This is a genomic window from Actinacidiphila yanglinensis, assembly GCF_900107965.1.
In the GTDB taxonomy this organism is placed as follows: Bacteria; Actinomycetota; Actinomycetes; order Streptomycetales; family Streptomycetaceae; genus Actinacidiphila; species Actinacidiphila yanglinensis.
In genome coordinates, this window is the sequence record NZ_FNVU01000019.1 from 144,884 (window position 1) to 161,879 (window position 16,996).

General features: G+C 71.9%; 16 protein-coding genes. 12 read left to right on the forward strand and 4 right to left on the reverse strand.

Annotated features, from left to right (window positions below; genetic code table 11):
• Nucleotides 1–132: 132 nt before the first annotated feature.
• The 9 genes from C4U44_RS32075 (at nt 133) to pstB (ending at nt 11,122) form a co-directional block, all read left to right on the forward strand.
• Nucleotides 133–1,329: an MFS transporter gene (locus C4U44_RS32075; RefSeq protein WP_103889578.1), complete on the forward strand. Its 1,197-nt coding sequence runs from the start codon at nt 133–135 to the stop codon at nt 1,327–1,329.
• A complete protein-coding gene (gene mshD, locus C4U44_RS32080; RefSeq protein ID WP_103889579.1) occupies nt 1,326–2,255 on the forward strand; it encodes a mycothiol synthase in 930 nt (309 codons plus the stop codon). The genes C4U44_RS32075 and mshD overlap by 4 nt, the downstream gene beginning before the upstream one ends.
• A gap of 376 nt (nt 2,256–2,631) precedes the next feature.
• Nucleotides 2,632–4,893, forward strand: a complete 2,262-nt coding sequence (locus C4U44_RS32085; protein ID WP_103889580.1) for an RNA degradosome polyphosphate kinase — start codon at nt 2,632–2,634, stop codon at nt 4,891–4,893.
• Between the two features lie 64 nt (nt 4,894–4,957).
• Nucleotides 4,958–6,199 (forward strand): CHAD domain-containing protein, encoded by a 1,242-nt coding sequence (locus tag C4U44_RS32090; protein WP_235032498.1) that lies wholly within the window; start codon nt 4,958–4,960, stop codon nt 6,197–6,199.
• Entirely contained in the window at nt 6,196–6,609 is a 414-nt protein-coding gene (locus tag C4U44_RS32095; RefSeq protein WP_103889581.1) for an NUDIX hydrolase, read from the forward strand. Before C4U44_RS32090 ends, C4U44_RS32095 begins: the two co-directional genes overlap by 4 nt.
• A gap of 368 nt (nt 6,610–6,977) precedes the next feature.
• Complete coding sequence (gene pstS / locus C4U44_RS32100; RefSeq protein WP_103889582.1) at nt 6,978–8,129, forward strand: phosphate ABC transporter substrate-binding protein PstS; 1,152 nt, start codon at nt 6,978–6,980, stop codon at nt 8,127–8,129.
• 110 nt (nt 8,130–8,239) lie between these two features.
• Nucleotides 8,240–9,223 (forward strand): phosphate ABC transporter permease subunit PstC, encoded by a 984-nt coding sequence (gene pstC, locus C4U44_RS32105; RefSeq protein ID WP_103889583.1) that lies wholly within the window; start codon nt 8,240–8,242, stop codon nt 9,221–9,223.
• Complete coding sequence (gene pstA / locus C4U44_RS32110) at nt 9,220–10,302, forward strand: phosphate ABC transporter permease PstA (RefSeq protein WP_103889584.1); 1,083 nt, start codon at nt 9,220–9,222, stop codon at nt 10,300–10,302. Before pstC ends, pstA begins: the two co-directional genes overlap by 4 nt.
• Before the next feature lie 43 nt (nt 10,303–10,345).
• The gene (gene pstB, locus C4U44_RS32115; protein ID WP_103889585.1) at nt 10,346–11,122 is read left to right on the forward strand and encodes a phosphate ABC transporter ATP-binding protein PstB; all 777 of its coding nucleotides are present in this window, start codon (nt 10,346–10,348) and stop codon (nt 11,120–11,122) included.
• A 148-nt stretch (nt 11,123–11,270) separates the two neighbouring features.
• Here the strand turns inward: pstB and C4U44_RS32120 are convergent, their stop codons facing one another.
• Nucleotides 11,271–12,266, reverse strand: a complete 996-nt coding sequence (locus C4U44_RS32120) for an inorganic phosphate transporter (RefSeq protein WP_103889586.1) — start codon at nt 12,264–12,266, stop codon at nt 11,271–11,273.
• A gap of 5 nt (nt 12,267–12,271) precedes the next feature.
• Nucleotides 12,272–12,892: a DUF47 domain-containing protein gene (locus C4U44_RS32125; RefSeq protein ID WP_103889587.1), complete on the reverse strand. Its 621-nt coding sequence runs from the start codon at nt 12,890–12,892 to the stop codon at nt 12,272–12,274.
• Nucleotides 12,893–13,082: 190 nt separating this feature from the next.
• Between C4U44_RS32125 and C4U44_RS32130 the strand changes: the two genes are divergently transcribed.
• Nucleotides 13,083–13,409, forward strand: coding sequence for a metal-sensitive transcriptional regulator (locus C4U44_RS32130; RefSeq protein ID WP_103889588.1), 327 nt, complete (start codon nt 13,083–13,085; stop codon nt 13,407–13,409).
• A 71-nt stretch (nt 13,410–13,480) separates the two neighbouring features.
• Here the strand turns inward: C4U44_RS32130 and C4U44_RS41735 are convergent, their stop codons facing one another.
• Together C4U44_RS41735 and C4U44_RS32135 are read right to left on the reverse strand one after the other, a co-directional pair.
• Nucleotides 13,481–13,654 carry a hypothetical protein gene (locus C4U44_RS41735; protein ID WP_160145154.1) on the reverse strand — a complete coding sequence of 58 codons (174 nt, stop codon included), beginning with the start codon at nt 13,652–13,654 and terminating at the stop codon, nt 13,481–13,483.
• Nucleotides 13,655–13,787: 133 nt separating this feature from the next.
• Nucleotides 13,788–14,681: a hypothetical protein gene (locus C4U44_RS32135; protein ID WP_103889589.1), complete on the reverse strand. Its 894-nt coding sequence runs from the start codon at nt 14,679–14,681 to the stop codon at nt 13,788–13,790.
• A 269-nt stretch (nt 14,682–14,950) separates the two neighbouring features.
• On the opposite strand from C4U44_RS32135, the gene C4U44_RS32140 reads away from it, so the two are divergent.
• Both C4U44_RS32140 and C4U44_RS32145 read left to right on the forward strand, forming a co-directional pair.
• The gene (locus C4U44_RS32140) at nt 14,951–15,157 is read left to right on the forward strand and encodes a hypothetical protein (RefSeq protein WP_235032499.1); all 207 of its coding nucleotides are present in this window, start codon (nt 14,951–14,953) and stop codon (nt 15,155–15,157) included.
• Between the two features lie 202 nt (nt 15,158–15,359).
• Complete coding sequence (locus tag C4U44_RS32145) at nt 15,360–16,907, forward strand: FAD-binding oxidoreductase (protein ID WP_103889590.1); 1,548 nt, start codon at nt 15,360–15,362, stop codon at nt 16,905–16,907.
• The last annotated feature ends 89 nt before the right edge of the window (nt 16,908–16,996 follow it).

Here is a 16,996-nt window from a genome sequence, read left to right on the forward strand (position 1 = left end):
TCGACCGAGGCGGCGGGCCATCGGCGCCGGCCTGGGCGATCCCAGCAATCCGTCTCACCATACGAAATCTTCCGTCTCACTCCTCGGCGAGCCGACATAGTTGGGTGCACCACCTACCAAGGAGGTGCACCCATGCGCCGCTGGCTGATGCTGGCCCTGGGAACCGCGGCCCAGACGGCCGCCTGCGCGTTCGTCTACGGCATCCCGTACCTCGCCGACACCCTGCGCAGGCAGGAGCACCTGTCGCTGACCCAGGTCGGCCTGCTCGTCGCGGCGCCCACCACCGGACTGGTGCTCGCCCTCTACCTGTGGGGCGCGGCCGCCGACCGCTGGGGCGAGCGGGTGGTGATCGCCTGCGGCCTGGGGCTGGCGGCGGGCGCCCTCGCGCTGGCCGCATGGTTCGCGCACGGCATGCTCGCCCTGGGGTTGCTGCTGGTCGTGGCCGGCGCCGCCGGCGCCTCGGTGTACTCCGCCAGCGGCCGGCTGGTGATGGGATGGTTCGCCGCCCACGAGCGCGGCCTGGCGATGGGCATCCGGCAGACGTCGACCCCGCTGGGCATGGGCGTGGCCGCGCTGGCGATGCCGCCGCTGTCGGACGCGCACGGCCTGCCCGGCGCGATCGGCTTCCTCGCGGCGGCCTGCGGGGTGATCGCCGTGCTGATCGCGCTGTTCGCGGCCGACCCGGCCCGGACCGCGAAGGCGGCGGCGGAGCCCGCGCCGAACCCGTACCGCGGCTCCCGCGTGCTGTGGCGGATCCACGGGTCCGCGGCGCTGCTGGTGGTCCCGCAGTTCACCGCGGGGGCGTTCGCGCTGGTCCTGCTGGTGGACGTGCGCGGCTGGTCGTCGGTGCACGCCGGGCAGCTCATCGCCGTCGCCCAGGGCCTGGGCGCGGTCGCCCGCATCCTGGTCGGACGCTGGTCGGACGCGGTCGGCGAGCGGCTGCGCCCGATGCGGCAGCTCGCCGCGGTCACCGCCGCGGTGATCGGCGCGACCGCGCTGGCCACCGCCTTCCCCTCGCCGCTGACGCCGGTCCTGCTGGTCGTCGCGATCGCGATCTCGGCCAGCACCAACGGGCTGTCCTTCACCTCCACCGCGGAGCGCGCCGGCCCGGCCTGGTCCGGCCGCGCCCTGGGCGTGCACAACACCGGGCAGAACCTGACGGCCGCCGTGGTGCCCCCGGCGATGGCCGCGCTGATCTCGGCGACCGCCTACTGGCCGGGCTTCGTGCTGGCCGCGGCGATCGCCTGCGTCTCGGCCGCGATCATTCCGGTACGGCGGCCGGTGGCGGCGCCGGACGGCAGGGAGCCGGGTCGTACGATCAGGGCATGACCGACCGCCGCATCGAAACGCTGACCGACCTGCCCGCCGATGCCGCACGGGCCGTCCTCGACCTGATCGGGACGGCCGCCGAGGAGGACGGGCAAGCAGCCGTTTCGGAGCAGGGCAGGCTGCACGTCCGCAGGTCCGGGCGGGCCGGCGTACGGCACCTGCTGCTGTGGACGCCGGGACCGGACGGCTCCGCGGCCGAGGAGCTGACCGGCTACGGGCAGATCGACGGCACCGACCCGGTGGAGGCGCCGGCCGCGGAGTTCCTGGTGCACCCGGGCCGCCGCTCGCGCGGCCACGGGGAGGCGCTGGGCCGGGCCCTGCTCGACGCCACCGGCCAGCGGCTGCGGGTCTGGGCACACGGCGGCCACCCCCCGGCCCGGCACCTGTCCGAGCGGCTCGGCCTCAAGCTCTTCCGGGAGCTGCGGCAGATGCGCCGCCCGCTCGACCCGGAGCCGACCGGGCTCCCCGAGCCGCGGCTGCCCGACGGGATCACGGTCCGCACCTTCGTGCCCGGCCAGGACGAGGACGCCTGGCTGGGGCTCAACGCGGCTGCCTTCGCCCATCACCCCGAGCAGGGCAGCCTCACCCGCGGCGACCTCGACGACCGCATGGCCGAGCCCTGGTTCGACCCGGCCGGCTTCTTCCTCGCCTTCCGCGGGTCCACCCCGGCCGGCTTCCACTGGACCAAGGTGCACGCGGCGGAGCGGCTCGGCGAGGTCTACGTCGTCGGCGTCTCCCCCGGGGAGCAGGGCGGCGGGCTCGGCCGCGCCCTCACCTCCATCGGCCTCCGCCACCTCGCGCGCGACCGCGGCCTGCCCACGGCGATGCTCTACGTCGACGCCGACAACGTCCCCGCGGTCACCGTCTACGAACGCCTCGGCTTCACCACCCACGAGACCGACCTGATGTACCGCACCGAGAGCTGAGCGCACCCCTGCGTAACAACGGCTCCCCTCCGGCGTGCCCCGGGAGGACCCGCACGTACTCAGGGGCGCGGGGAACCGCGCGGGCAACCCACCACCGGCAGGTGGTCCCTCAACCGGGCAGAAAGGGGCACCCTGGGGAGTCAGGGGCACCCGGCTGGAAGCATCCCGCTTGCCTGACGGCAACGCTCTCTTTACCGGTCATTCAACCGCGCTTGCGAACATCGCGGGGTGCAGCCCGCTGCTTCGCCCCCCCACACCCCCGCCCGACCTGCCGAAACCCACAGGTACACGGGACAATGGAGCGGCGGCCGTCGGCCGCCGTACGGGGGCCGCCCCTGGGGCGGATGTGCCGGAACCGGAGGAGGGCTCGAAACCCATGGCCCAGACAAATCACCCGAATGTACCCGCGCAGGTCTCCCAGGCGGCGCAGGCCGGGGCGAGCTCGGGCGGGCCCACCGCGAACGGCACCTTCAGCTCCCCCGACGGCACCTTCCGGCCGCGCGTCGTGCCCGACCTCGATCCCGAACCGCCCGGCCTGGCGGAGGCCGGCGAGGAGTTCGGCGAGGAACTGCCGCAGGGCCGCTTCCTGGACCGCGAGCGCAGCTGGCTGGCGTTCAACGAGCGGGTCCTGGAACTCGCCGAGGACCCCTCCACCCCGCTGCTGGAGCGGGCGAACTTCCTGGCGATATTCGCGAGCAACCTCGACGAGTTCTTCATGGTCCGGGTGGCCGGCCTGAAGCGCCGGATGGCCACCGGTGTCGCCACCCGCTCCGCCTCCGGCCTGCAGCCGCGCGACGTGCTGGACCTGATCCTCACCCGTTCCCGCGAGCTCATGGCCCGGCACGCCGCCTGCTTCCAGAACGACGTCGGCCCGCAGCTGGCCGACGAGGGCATCCACGTCATCCGCTGGGGCGACCTCACCGGCCAGGAGCAGGCCCGGCTGGCCACCCTCTTCCGCAAGCAGATCTTCCCGGTGCTGACGCCGCTGGCGGTCGACCCGGCGCACCCCTTCCCGTACATCTCCGGCCTGTCACTGAACCTCGCGGTGGTGGTCCGCAACCCGGTCTCCGGGCACGAGCACTTCGCCCGGGTGAAGGTGCCGCCGATCCTGTCCCGGCTGCTGGAGGCGAGCCCGCAGCGGTACGTCCCGCTGGAGGACGTGATCGCCGCCCACCTCGACGAGCTGTTCCCGGGCATGGAGGTGCTGGACCACCACATGTTCCGGGTCACCCGCAACGAGGACCTCGAAGTCGAGGAGGACGACGCGGAGAACCTGCTCCAGGCCCTGGAGAAGGAGCTGATGCGGCGCCGCTTCGGCCCGCCGGTGCGGCTGGAGGTCGAGGAGTCGATCGCGCCCCGCGTGCTCGACCTGCTCGTCCACGAGCTGAAGATGAAGCACACCGAGGTCTACCCGCTGCCCGGACCGCTCGACCTCACCGGGCTGTTCGCCATCGCCGCGCTGGACCGCGAGGAGCTGAAGTTCCCGCCCTACGTCGCCGGCACCCACCGCGACCTGGCCGAGGTCGAGTCCGCCTCGCCGCCGGACATCTTCGCGGCGATGCGCGAGCGGGACGTCCTGCTGCACCACCCGTACGACTCGTTCTCCACCTCCGTGCAGTCCTTCCTCGACCAGGCCGCCGCCGACCCCGACGTCCTGGCCATCAAGCAGACCCTCTACCGCACCTCCGGCGACTCGCCGATCGTGGACGCGCTGATCGACGCGGCCGAGGCCGGCAAGCAGGTGCTGGTGCTGGTCGAGATCAAGGCGCGCTTCGACGAGCAGGCCAACATCAAGTGGGCCCGCAAGTTGGAGGAGGCCGGCTGCCACGTCGTCTACGGCCTGGTCGGCCTCAAGACGCACTGCAAGCTGTCGCTGGTGGTGCGGCAGGAGGGCGACACCCTGCGCCGCTACAGCCACGTCGGCACCGGCAACTACCACCCCAAGACGGCCCGGCTCTACGAGGACCTGGGCCTGCTCACCGCCGACCCGAAGGTCGGCGCTGACCTCTCGCACCTGTTCAACCGGCTGTCCGGCTACTCGCGCCGCGAGACCTACAACCGGCTGCTGGTCGCCCCCCGCAGCCTGCGCGACGGGCTGATCCAGCGCATCCTCGCCGAGATCGGCCACCACCGCGCCGGGCGTCCCGCCTACGTGCGGATGAAGCTCAACTCGATCGTCGACGAGGTGGTGATCGACGCGCTCTACCGCGCCTCCCAGGCCGGCGTGCCGGTCGACATCTGGGTGCGCGGGATATGCGCGGTCAGACCCGGTGTGGAGGGCCTGTCGGAGAACATCCGGGTGCGCAGCGTGCTCGGCCGGTTCCTCGAGCACTCCCGGGTCTTCATCTTCGGCAACGGCGGCGAGCCCGAGGTGTGGCTGGGCAGTGCCGACATGATGCACCGCAACCTCGACCGCCGGATCGAGGCGCTGGTACGGGTCGTCGACCCGGGCCACCGCGCCACCCTCAACGGCCTGCTGGAGACCGGGATGTCGGACGCCACGTCGTCCTGGCACCTGGCGGCCGACGGCGACTGGAGCCGGCACAGCACCGACTCCGACGGCCATCCGCTGCGCAACGTCCAGGAAATGCTCATCGACGCCCGGAGGCGCCGGCGTGGCCCGTCAGCAGCAACATAGCGACCTGCTCGCGCAGGAGATCCCCGGTCTGCCGGGCGACGGTAATCACACGGGGAGCATTGCGGTGGACGCCAGCACGGGGGCCGACGGCGGGAGCGCCGGCGCGGCGCTGTCGAACTACCTGCGCACGCAGGCGACCGCGTTCCTGCGCGGCATCGGCCTGCGCGGCGAGGACGAGACGGTGGCGGACTCGCTGCTGCGCGGCAGCGCCCGGCGGATCGCCGGCGTGCTGCACACCTACGGCGAGCTCACCGACGCCGGCTGGGCCGAGCCGATGCGGGCCGAACTGGGCTGGCTCGGCGCCACCCTCGGCCGCGAGCCGCAGTACACGGTCCGGCTCGGCCGCCTGCTGGACGCCCTGCGCCGCCTCTCGGAACTCACCCCGCCGGAGGACCCGGCGCCCGCGGCGGCGTTCCCGTCCCCGGCGGGCGGAGCGGCCGAGGCCGCCGGCCGGGACACGCTGCGCATCCCCGAGCCCGGCCCGGGCCCGGATTCGATGAAGGGTACGGCGCCGGGCGCGCCGACCGGCCCGGCCGGCGGCGACGCCACCGGCTCGGCTGCGGCGCGCGGCGCCGACCGGACGGCCGGGAGCGGCTTCGCAGCGGCGGCCGGCGGGCCCGGCCGGACGGCCACCTCGCGACCGGCCGCGGCGGGCGCCGCGGTCGCCACTCGCGGCGGGGGCGGAGCCCCGGCCGGCGCGCTGGCGGTCGGAGCGGCGCGGGCGGCCGCCCTGCTGGAGCGGCAGCTCACCCTGGCCCGGACCCGGGCGCACTCGGCGACGCTGCAGGCGATGGGCTCCGCCCGCTTCCACGCGCTCGCCGACTCCATCGCGGTGCTCGCTTCCGAGGTGCCGCTGACCGCGCGGGCCGCCGGGCCCGCCACCGCCGTACTGCCGCCACTGGCCGCGCAGGCACACGCCCGGCTCGCCGAGGCCGCGGGCACCCTGCCGCTGCGCCGGGCCGCACACCCGTACAACGCCGAGGCGGTGCAGGCGTCGCTCGGCGCCGACCTCACCGCCGACCTCCAGGACGCGCCCTGGCACCAGGTGCGCATCCTGCTGCGGCTGAGCCGGTACGCCGCGGAGGTGCCCGGTGCCGGCGGCCACGGCGACCCGCGGCTGGCCGAGGCCGCGCTGGTCCTCCAGCGGCACCACGAGGCGGCCGAGTCCGCCGCGGCGGTGTCCGCGGCCGCCCGTACCCCCCGGATCGCGCCGGCCACCGCCTACGCGCTGGGAGTGCTGCACGCCGACCAGCGGCACGAGGTGGAGGCCGCCCGGTTCGCCTTCTCCCGGTTGTGGCAGGCATGAGCACCACGGTCAGGGCGGCGGGCACCGTGCTGTGGCGACGCGCCACGTACGGCGCCGGGATCGAGATCGCGCTCATCCACCGGCCGCGGTACGACGACTGGAGCCTGCCCAAGGGCAAGTTGAAGCGGGGCGAGGAGCCCGCGGCGGCCGCGGTGCGCGAGACCCGCGAGGAGACCGGCGTGGAGTGCGTGCTCGGTACCCCGCTGCCGGCGTCGTACTACTGGACCTCCGGGCGCCCCAAGGAGGTCCGCTACTGGGCCGCCGAAGCGCCCGCCGCCCTCGCGCCCTTCTCCCCCAACGACGAGGTCGACCGGCTGGCCTGGCTCGGGCCGGTCGAGGCCCGGCGCCGCCTCACCCACGACCGGGACCGCGAGCTGATCGCCGCGCTGCTGCGCACCCTGGCGGGCTGACCCCGCTCCGCCCCACCGGCACGCGCCCGCGGACCGCGGCCGCAGCCACTCCCGTACCCGCCTCCCGTCCCGCCGGCCACCGGCCGCCGTCCCGCGCGCGCTGCCGCCCGTGGGGCCGCCGCGCGCGCTCATGCCCTGGTCACGTGCTCCCCGTGCACCCCAGGAAGCTCATACGAGCGACCTTCGAACACGGGGCCACCACACCGACGGACGAGGTTCACCTCGCGTTCACCCTCTTCCGCCGACCGCTTCACCTGATCTGCCTAATTTCGGCCTTACCGGTGAGCAGTACTGCGCCGGGTGGATGCAGAAAACCAAACCCTCTGCTTCGCCGTCCACCGGCGGGCTTTTGGAAGGAACACACGAAGGTGAAGCTTCAGCGTAAGAGCGGAATGCGGGCCCTGACCGTCGGCGCGGTCGCGATTACCGGCGCGCTGGTCCTGACCGCCTGCGGTTCGGACAACAACGACAGCAGCGACAAGACCTCCTCGTCGCCCAGCGGTTCGGCCAGCACCAGCTCCAACGCGTCGTCGATCTCCTGCGCCAAGGGACAGATCCTGTCCTCGGGTTCGACCGCCCAGCAGAACGCGATCGAGGCCTGGGTCAAGAACTACCAGCAGGCCTGCTCCGGCGCGACGATCAACTACAAGCCGTCGTCGTCCGGTCAGGGCATCATCGACTTCAACCAGGGCACGGACGCCTTCGCCGGTTCCGACTCCCCGCTCGCCCCCGACGAGACCGCCTCCTCCAAGAAGGTCTGCTCGGGCGGCGAGGGCATCAGCATCCCGATGGTCGGCGGCCCGATCGCCATCGGTTACAACCTGCCCGGCGTGAGCAACCTGGTGCTGGACGCGAAGACCCTGGCGAAGATCTTCAACTCGAAGATCACCACCTGGAACGACCCCGCGATCAAGGCGCTCAACCCGGGTGTGAACCTGCCGAGCACCAAGATCCAGAGCTTCCACCGCCAGGACGACTCCGGCACCACGGACAACCTCACCAAGTACCTCGGTGGCGCGGACAAGGCCGACTGGCCGTACCCGCACGCCAAGGCGTGGGCGGGCAAGGGCGGCCAGGCCGTCGCCCAGTCCTCCGGTGTGGCCTCGCAGGTCAAGCAGACCGAGGGCGCCATCGGCTACTTCGAGCTGTCCTACGCGACCGCCGACCAGATCCCCACCGTCAAGATCAACACCGGTGCCTCGGCGCCGGTCGAGGCCTCCAGCGCCAACGCCTCCCAGGGCATCGCCCAGGCCAAGATCGTCGGCACCGGCTCCGACCTGGCGCTGGACCTCAGCGCCGCGTACACCACCAAGGCGGACAACGCCTACCCGATCGTCCTGGTGACGTACGAGATCGCCTGCGACAAGGGCAACAAGTCCGACACCCTGCCGCTGACGAAGTCCTTCCTGAACTACATCGCCAGCACTGACGGCCAGGGCCAGCTCGCGAGCTCCGGCTACGCCCCGCTGCCGGACGCGATCGCCACGAAGGTCCGCTCCACCATCTCCGCCCTTTCCTGACCCATGTGGCGGGCCCCGCGGTCGGATCGTCCGACCACCGCGGGGCCCGCCGCACATCCGGTGCACCGCCGCCGGGGGACACCCCTCCCCCACCCCAGACCGGAGTTCCCATGACAACCACCGCACCGCCCCCCACCGCGCCCCCGCCGCACAAGGCGAAGACCGTGACCCGACCGGGCGACCGGATCTTCTCCGGCCTCTCCCGCGGCTCGGGCATCTTCGTCCTCGTGATCATGGGCGCCATCGCGCTCTTCCTGACCATCCGCGCGGTCAGCGCCATCTCCAAGGACCACGCGAACTTCTTCACCACCTTCGAGTGGAACGCGGCGCTCACCCCGCCGCAGTTCGGCATCGCGGTCCTCGCCTACGGCACCATCGTCAGCGCGGTGATCGCCATGGCCATCGCCGTGCCCATCGCGGTCGGCATCGCGCTGTTCATCACGCACTACGCGCCGCGCCGGCTCGGCGACGTGATCGCCTACGTCATCGACCTGCTCGCCGCGGTGCCCAGCATCATCTACGGCCTGTGGGGCGCGCTCTTCCTGGTGCCGCACCTGCAGGGCCTGAACCTCTGGCTCAACCACTACCTGGGCTGGACGGTCATCTTCCACAAGAGCGACCCGAACTCCACCCCGCGCTCGCTGTTCACCGTGGGCATCCTGCTGGCGATCATGATCCTGCCGATCATCACCAACGTCAGCCGCGAAGTGATCCGCCAGGTGCCGAAGATGCACGAGGAGGCGGCGCTCGCGCTCGGCGCGACCCGCTGGGAGGTCATCCGCATGTCGGTGCTCCCCTTCGCGCGCTCCGGCATCATCTCCGCCTCGATGCTCGGCCTGGGCCGCGCGCTCGGCGAGACCATGGCGGTGGCCACCGTGCTGTCCGCCGACTCGACGCTGTCCGCGCACCTGCTGGACCCGGGCGGCGGCACCTTCTCGCAGAACATCGTCGCCAAGTTCGGTGAGGCCACCAACTTCGGCCGGGACGCCCTGATCGCGTCCGGCCTGGTGCTGTTCGTCATCACGCTGCTGGTCAACGGAGCCGCCCGGCTGATCATCGCCCGGCGCAAGGAGTACTCGGGGGCCAACGCATGACGAACACCGCCGTGGACGCCACCGCGTCCGCCGCCCGCCCCGCCTCCCCGCGGCTGGCGACCCGCCGGCTGCCGCGCTGGACCCCCGCCGCCGTCGCGGGCGGGTCGATCGTGGTCGCCGTCGCCATCGGCGCCGGTGCGGACCTGCACAGCCACATCCAGTGGGGCCTGATCGCCCTGCTGCTCTTCGTGGGCGGCTCCTACGCGATCACCGCGCGGGTCGAGGGCCGCCGCCAGGCGAAGGACCGCGTCGCCACCAGCCTGATCTGGTCGGCGTTCATCCTGGCCGTCCTGCCGCTGTACTCGCTGATCGAGACGACGATCAAGCAGGGCGCCGGCGTGATCAACGGCACCTTCCTGACCCACTCGATGAAGAACGTGCTGACCATCGAGCCCGGCGGCGGTATCTACCACGCCATCATCGGCACCATCGAGCAGGTCGCCATCGCGGCGGCGATCGCCACCCCGATCGGCATCCTCACCGCGGTCTACCTGGTCGAGTACGGCCGGGGCTGGCTCGCCAAGGTCGTGACGTTCTTCGTCGACGTGATGACCGGCATCCCGTCGATCGTGGCCGGCCTGTTCATCCTGTCGCTGTGGTTCATCCTGCTGGACAAGGCACCGCAGTCCGGTTTCGCCGGCTCGCTGGCGCTGGCGATCCTGATGACCCCGATCGTGGTCCGCTCCACCGAGGAGATGCTCAAGCTCGTGCCCAACGAGCTGCGCGAGGCGTCCTTCGCGCTGGGCGTGCCGAAGTGGCGCACGATCACCAAGGTCGTCGTCCCCACCGCGATCGGCGGCATCACCACCGGCGTCATGCTCGCCCTGGCCCGCATCGCGGGCGAGAGCGCCCCGGTCGCCCTGCTGATCTACGGCGCCCAGTACATCAACAACAACCCCTTCAAGGGCCCGCAGGAATCGCTGCCGTACTACATCTACCAGCAGTACGTGGACGGCAACCCCGCGAGCTACGCCCGTGCCTGGGGCGCGGCCCTGGTCCTGATCGCCTTCGTGATGATCCTGAACCTCGTCGCCCGTCTCATCGCGCGCTGGAAGGCGCCGCAGCACTCAGGTCGCTGACGCGGCCATCAGCAGACCTAGCAGAAATGAAGTGATCCCCACCATGGCCAAGCGAATCGACGTCAGCGGCCTGTCCGCCTACTACGGCAGCCACAAGGCGATCGACGACATCTCGATGACCGTCGAGCCCGGCTCCGTGACCGCCTTCATCGGCCCGTCCGGCTGCGGCAAGTCCACCTTCCTGCGCACCCTGAACCGCATGCACGAGGTCACCCCCGGCGGCCGCGTCGAGGGCAAGGTGATGCTGGACGACGAGAACCTGTACGGCAGCGGGGTCGACCCGGTGACCGTGCGGCGCACCGTCGGCATGGTCTTCCAGCGCCCCAACCCGTTCCCCACCATGTCGATCTACGACAACGTGGCGGCGGGCCTGCGGCTCAACGGCATCCGGAGGAAGGGCGAGCTCGACACCATCGTCGAGAAGTCCCTGAAGGGCGCCAACCTCTGGAACGAGGTCAAGGACCGGCTGAACAAGCCCGGTTCGGGCCTGTCCGGCGGCCAGCAGCAGCGACTGTGCATCGCCCGCGCCATCGCGGTCGAGCCGGAGGTGCTGCTGATGGACGAGCCCTGCTCCGCGCTCGACCCGATCTCCACCCTCGCCATCGAGGACCTGATCGGTGAGCTGAAGGAGCGTTTCACCATCGTGATCGTCACCCACAACATGCAGCAGGCCGCGCGGGTCTCGGAGCGCACCGCGTTCTTCAACCTCGCCGCGGTCGGCCAGCCCGGCAAGCTGATCGAGATCGACGACACCGAGCGGATCTTCGCCAACCCGTCGGTCCAGGCCACCGAGGACTACATCTCCGGCCGTTTCGGCTGACCCCAGACCGCCGTGCGGTGCTGCATGGCGGTGCCACCGCAGGGCGCGAAAAGCCCCGGCTCCCCCCAAGGGAGCCGGGGCACTTTTGTGTCGCCGGGGCCGGATGGCCTGGAGGCCGGTGAGCCCGGAAGCCCAGAAGGCCGGAGGGTCAGCCGAAGACGAGCCGGACCAGGTAGTAGCAGGCGGCGGCCACCAGCGCCGCGGCCGGCATCGTGATGAACCAGCCGCCGACGATGTTCTTCGCCACGCCCCACCGCACCGCCTTGACCCGCTTGGTCGCGCCGACGCCCATGATCGCGGAGGTGATGACGTGCGTGGTGGAGACCGGCGCGGCGAACACGTACGACGTGGTGTAGAGGATCGCGGCCGAGGTGGTCTCGGCGGCGAAACCCTGCGGCGGGTCCAGGTCGATGATCCGGCGGCCGAGGGTCCGCATGATCCGCCAGCCGCCCGCGTAGGTGCCCAGCGACATCATCGCCGCGCAGACGAACTTCACCCAGATCGGGATGCCGAAGCCGCGGCCGGGATCGTGGATGACCAGCGCCAGCACCACGACGCCCATCGTCTTCTGGGCGTCCTGGAGGCCGTGGCCGAGCGCCATCGCCGCGGCCGAGACGGTCTGCGCTATCCGGAAGCCGCGCTTCGCCTTGTGCGGGTTGGAGCGGCGGAAGAACCACAGGATGGCCAGCATCACCAGGTAGCCGACGACCAGGCCGACCACCGGGGACAGGAACATCGGCACGATGACCTTGTCGACCACGCCGTTCCAGTGCACCGCGGTGCCGCCGGCCAGCGCCGCGCCGACCAGCCCGCCGAACAACGCGTGGCTGGAACTCGACGGCAGCCCGAAGTACCAGGTCGCCAGGTTCCATACGATCGCCCCGGCGAGTGCCGCGAACAGGATGCCCATGCCGCTGCGGCCCGAGGGCGTCGCGATCAGGCCCTTGCTGACCGTGGCGGCCACCTTCGAGCCGAGGAAGGCGCCGAGCAGGTTCATCACCGCGGCCATCGCCAGCGCGGCCTTGGGGGTGAGCGCGCGGGTGGAGACCGAGGTGGCGATGGCGTTCGCCGAGTCGTGGAAGCCGTTGGTATAGGTGAAGAAGAGCGCGACCGCGATGGTCACCACCAGAACGAAGGTGTCCACGAAGGTCAGGACTCCTTGACGGCGATGGTCTCCACCGTGTTGGCAACGTGCTCGAACGCGTCGGCGGCCTCTTCGAGCACGTCGACGATCTGCTTGAGCTTGAGCACCTCGATGGCGTCGTACTTGCCGTTGAACAGGTGCGCGAGCAACTTGCGGTGGATCTGGTCGGCCTGGTTCTCCAGCCGGTTGACCTCGATCCAGTACTCGGTCAGGTTCGCCATGGTGCGCAGGTTCGGCATCGCCTCGGCGGTCAGCTCGGCGGCCCGGGCCAGCACCTCGATCTGCTGCTCGACGCCCTTGGGGAGTTCCTCGACGTTGTAGAGGACGACCAGGTCGACGGCCTCCTCCATGAAGTCCATGATGTCGTCCAGCGAGCCGGCGAGGGTGTAGATGTCCTCCCGGTCGAAGGGCGTGATGAAGGAGGAGTTCAGCTGGTGGAAGATCGCGTGGGTCGCGTCGTCCCCGGCGTGCTCGGCCGCCCTCATGCGTTCTGCGATCTCGGTCCGGGTCGGCGAATCGGCCCCGAGCAGTTCCATCAGTAGCTTCGAACCGGTGACGATGTTGTCCGCGGATGCGGCGAACATGTCATAGAAGCTCGTCTCCCTGGGGGTCAGACGAAAGCGCACGTGAGGTCCTCGGGGTGCATGAGTTTCGGTCTCGTTGATGCTAGGTGCATCATCCGGCCGCGGCTGACCGGCGTCCACCAGTGTCGCCCATCGGACGAAGTCCCCCTGACAGGGGATGCCTCGCACAGGGTATCGATTCGGTAAGGTATACCCATCGGGGGTATAACGGGACAGAAGGGCGGACAGGCGGATGGCCACGGAAAGCGTTGCGGGGGAGATTGTGAAGCCGCACGGGCCGCATGGCTACAGCCATGACAAAGAGTCCCACCTGAAACGGCTGCGCAGGATCGAGGGCCAGCTGCGCGGGCTGCAGCGGATGGTCGAGGAGGACGTCTACTGCATCGACATCCTCACCCAGGTCTCGGCAAGCACCAAGGGGCTGCAGTCCTTCGCCCTCCAGCTCCTGGAGGAGCACCTGCGGCACTGCGTGGCCGCGGCCGCGGTCGGCGGCGGCCCGGAGATCGACGAGAAGGTGGCCGAGGCGACGGCGGCGATAGCGCGGCTGCTGCGCACCTGACCAGGGTGCCGCTACGGCCGGGAAACCGGGGCGCGGCGGCAGGTCGCGGCCGGGCGGCGAGCCGTCCGGGACTAGCTCGCCTGGGCCACCCGGACCCGGGCGACCTCCAGCACCTCGTCGATCCGGTCGACGCTCAACCGCTCCTCGACGGCGGCGGAAGCGGCGATCATCAGCTCGCCGCACAGATCGATCTCGGCCAGCGCCACCGGATCGTCCTGCACCGATGTCATGAGCGACAGTGCCATACCCGCACCACCTCCTCTACGCATCCCCGTACGCCTGCGAACGGCCGTCATCAAGCGTAGGGACCATACGCGACCCGGCGCATGGCACGGATGGACCATTTTCCGAGCGGGCCTCCATCCGGCCGAGCCGTGTTCACGGCTGAGCAGAAACGATCTTTCCGGTCCAGATGTCGCTGTTGCCCGGCATGGTCACCGCGACCGGGGTGCCGAAGGCGTCGTAGGTCGTCGTGGAGACAACCATCACATTCCGCGCGGCGCCCTGCGCGTCCTTCGTGTCCTTTGCGCCCGTGCCGTCCTTCGCCGCAGCGGTCCCGCTGCCGGACACCGTCATCGTGAACTGCTCGGAGAGCTTGCGCAGCCGGCCCTGCGGGTCCAGCCAGGCGTCGAAGGGCACCCGGGTCACCGTGAAGCCCCTCGCCGCGGCGGCCAGCGGGCCGCGCACGGCGGGCGAGGCGGTGCGGGCGGCCCGGGCGATGTCGGTCGTGCCCCGGAAGTGCCGCACCTGGACGCCTTGCATCCGCACGGTCCCGGCGTAGGTCACGTCCTCGGCGCCGCGCAGCAGTTCGGCCGCCGCCAGCGGCTCGGTGGCGCCGCCGGTCACCAGGTTCCCGTCGGGGATGCGGGTGGTGTCCACCCGGACCCACTTGCCCGCGGGGACGCCCGCGCCGCGGTTCTTCATGTAGAGCGCGCCGGGCGTCATCAGCTCGGTGATCGGCTTGTGCTCCTCCTTGCCGACCGCGTCCTTGGGCAGCAGCAGCACCAGTTCGCCCTGCCGGCGGGCGAAGTCGAAGCCGCCGGTGCCGGTGATGGTGACCCAGGTGCCGCCGCTGGCCGTCCGCAGCGCGCTGCTCACCTTGGCGCTGCCCGCCTTGCCGAGCGTGTCCGCGGCGTTGGTGACCGCGCGGACCTGCGCCGCGTCGGCGGGAGCCGCACCCGCGGAGGTGCCCGCGGCCGGGCCGCCGCAGCCCGAGGCCAGCACGGCCGCGCAGGCCAGGCCCGCGGCGCCGGCGGTCCGGCGTACGGTCACGCGACCGCGTGCCCCGAGGCCCGCCCGGTCCCTCCGGTCCACCCGGCCGGCCCGGTCCGGCCGGATCCGCCCGCCTGCCCGGCCTGTTCGGCGGGCACCCGTCGCCGTACCGTCCGTCGTTGCGCCCGCCGTCTCGCTCTTCGTCGCGCCCGCCGCTGGGGTCACCGCTGCCACCATCGCCTGTCCGTCCCTGCACCCGCCCGGCCGGCTGGGTCTCACCCGGATAACGACGCTCTTGAGCGGGCCGTCACGCCCGTTACGGTGGAGGCGTGCCTGATGCCGGAAGTGGTTCCGCGTCCGCCTCCGCCGAGGACCCGGAACCGGCCCGCCCGTCGAGCGACGGCGACCACCACGACCTCGCCGTCGTCGAGCGGGGGTCGTTCGCCGTGGCCCGCTGCTCGTGCGGATGGAAGGGGCCCGCCCGGCGCGCGCGGGACAGCGCGCGCAGAGACGCGGCACGCCACCGGCCCGGCTGAACCCCTCCTCCGTCTTCCCCGGCGGACCGTCCACCGCCCTCCCGTTCGGGGACACGTCGCCGTACTTCCCCCGACCGGTCCCCGCGGGGAAAATTCGTGGCAACCGGGAGGGGGGGTCCGGCGTCTAGGGATTCTGAAGGTGCGGGAGTGACCGACGCACCGAGTTCAGAGGCCCCGGTGGGGCGGATGCGGCGGTGGACGGGTGAAGCGGCGGAAAGCGCTGACGGCGGGCGGTGGCGTACTGGCCGGCGCGCTGCTGAGCGGGTGCGACAACGCGGGCGGCGACGACGCGAAGGCCCCCTCGCCGGTGTCCGGTTCGGGCACGACGTCGCCGGCGGCCCCGACCTCCTCACCGTCCCCGACGCTGGTGAAGCCGGACTGGACCGCACTCGCGAAGTCGCTGGACGGCAGCCTGGTGCGCCCGCAGGACAGCGGGTACGACCTGGACCACCGCCTCTACAACACCCGCTTCGACACGCTGCGCCCGGCGGCCGTCGCCTACGTCACCGGCGCCGACGACATCCGCACCTGCCTGGACTTCGCCCGCCGCACCGGCACCGTGCCGGCGATCCGCAGCGGCGGCCACTCCTACGCGGGCTGGTCGAGCGGCAACGGCAGGCTGATCGTGGACGTCTCGAAGCTCAACTCGATCCGGGTGGACGGCACGACCGCCACGATAGGCGCGGGCGCGAAGCTCATCGACGTCTACAACACCCTTGCGCAGTCCGGCAGGACGGTGCCGGGCGGCTCCTGCCCGTCGGTGGGCATCTCGGGGCTGGCGCTCGGCGGCGGCCACGGCGTGATGAGCCGTTCGATGGGACTGACCTGCGACAACCTCGCCGGGGCGACGCTGATCACGGCGGACGGCCGCAGCCACACGGTCTCCGCCGACGCCGAGCCCGACCTCTTCTGGGCGCTGCGCGGCGCGGGCAACGGCAACTTCGGAGTGGTGACGTCGCTGACCTTCAGCACCCACCCGGTGCCCGACGTGGTGACCGGGTACCTGACCTGGCCGTGGAACCGGGCGGCCGACCTGGTCCGCGGCTGGCAGTCCTGGGGTCCCGACCTGCCCGACCACATCTGGTCGGCCCTGGACCTGAACTGCACGGTCGGCCAGACCCCCACCATCGCGGTCGCGATGACCTCCACCGGCTCCCGCACCGACCTCGCCGCCGCCGCGGACCGGCTGGCGAGCGCCGTCGGCTCCCCGGCCACCTCGGTGTCGCTGCGACCGCACACCTACGTCGACGCGATGTTCTCCTACGCCGGCTGCGAGGGCCGCAGCGCCGCCCAGTGCCATCTCGCCCCGGCCGGCAGCCTCGAACGCGACACGTACACCGCGTGCTCCGACTTCTACGACACCAACCTGCCCGCCGGCGGCATCGAGACGCTCGTCGCCCAGATGCAGCGGCTCGCGAGCCAGTCCGGCAGCGGCTCCGGCAGCATCGCCCTCACCGCCCTCGGCGGCGCGGTCAACCGTGTCTCCCCCACGGCCACCGCCTTCTCCCACCGCGGCTCACGCTTCCTCGCGCAGTACCTCGCCTCGCACGCCCTGACCGGCACCAACTGGCTGGACACGACCCACTCCGCCCTGCGCCGCTACGCCTCCGGCGGTGCCTACCAGAACTACACCGACCCGTCCCTGACGGACTGGCGCACCGCGTACTACGGCCAGAACGCGGCCCGCCTCACCGCCCTGAAGAAGCAACTCGACCCGAACCGCCTCTTCGACTTCCCGCAGGCGCTCTGACCGCCGCCCCGGCCACCGCCGATGCCGGGGTGCCGCCCCGGCATCGGCGTCCCGAATCGGTGCTCGGTGCTCGGGATCGGGCGGTTGGG

What these genes read in the sequence shown, in the direction of transcription:
- C4U44_RS32095 (WP_103889581.1), top strand. Translation starts at nt 6,196, where the DNA reads ATGAGCACCACGGTCAGGGCGGCGGGCACCGTGCTGTGGCGACGCGCC.
- C4U44_RS32130 (WP_103889588.1), top strand. Translation starts at nt 13,083, where the DNA reads ATGGCCACGGAAAGCGTTGCGGGGGAGATTGTGAAGCCGCACGGGCCG.
- pstB (WP_103889585.1), top strand. Translation starts at nt 10,346, where the DNA reads ATGGCCAAGCGAATCGACGTCAGCGGCCTGTCCGCCTACTACGGCAGC.
- C4U44_RS32075 (WP_103889578.1), top strand. Translation starts at nt 133, where the DNA reads ATGCGCCGCTGGCTGATGCTGGCCCTGGGAACCGCGGCCCAGACGGCC.
- C4U44_RS32085 (WP_103889580.1), top strand. Translation starts at nt 2,632, where the DNA reads ATGGCCCAGACAAATCACCCGAATGTACCCGCGCAGGTCTCCCAGGCG.
- mshD (WP_103889579.1), top strand. Translation starts at nt 1,326, where the DNA reads ATGACCGACCGCCGCATCGAAACGCTGACCGACCTGCCCGCCGATGCC.
- pstA (WP_103889584.1), top strand. Translation starts at nt 9,220, where the DNA reads ATGACGAACACCGCCGTGGACGCCACCGCGTCCGCCGCCCGCCCCGCC.
- pstC (WP_103889583.1), top strand. Translation starts at nt 8,240, where the DNA reads ATGACAACCACCGCACCGCCCCCCACCGCGCCCCCGCCGCACAAGGCG.
- C4U44_RS41735 (WP_160145154.1), bottom strand. Translation starts at nt 13,654, where the DNA reads ATGGCACTGTCGCTCATGACATCGGTGCAGGACGATCCGGTGGCGCTG.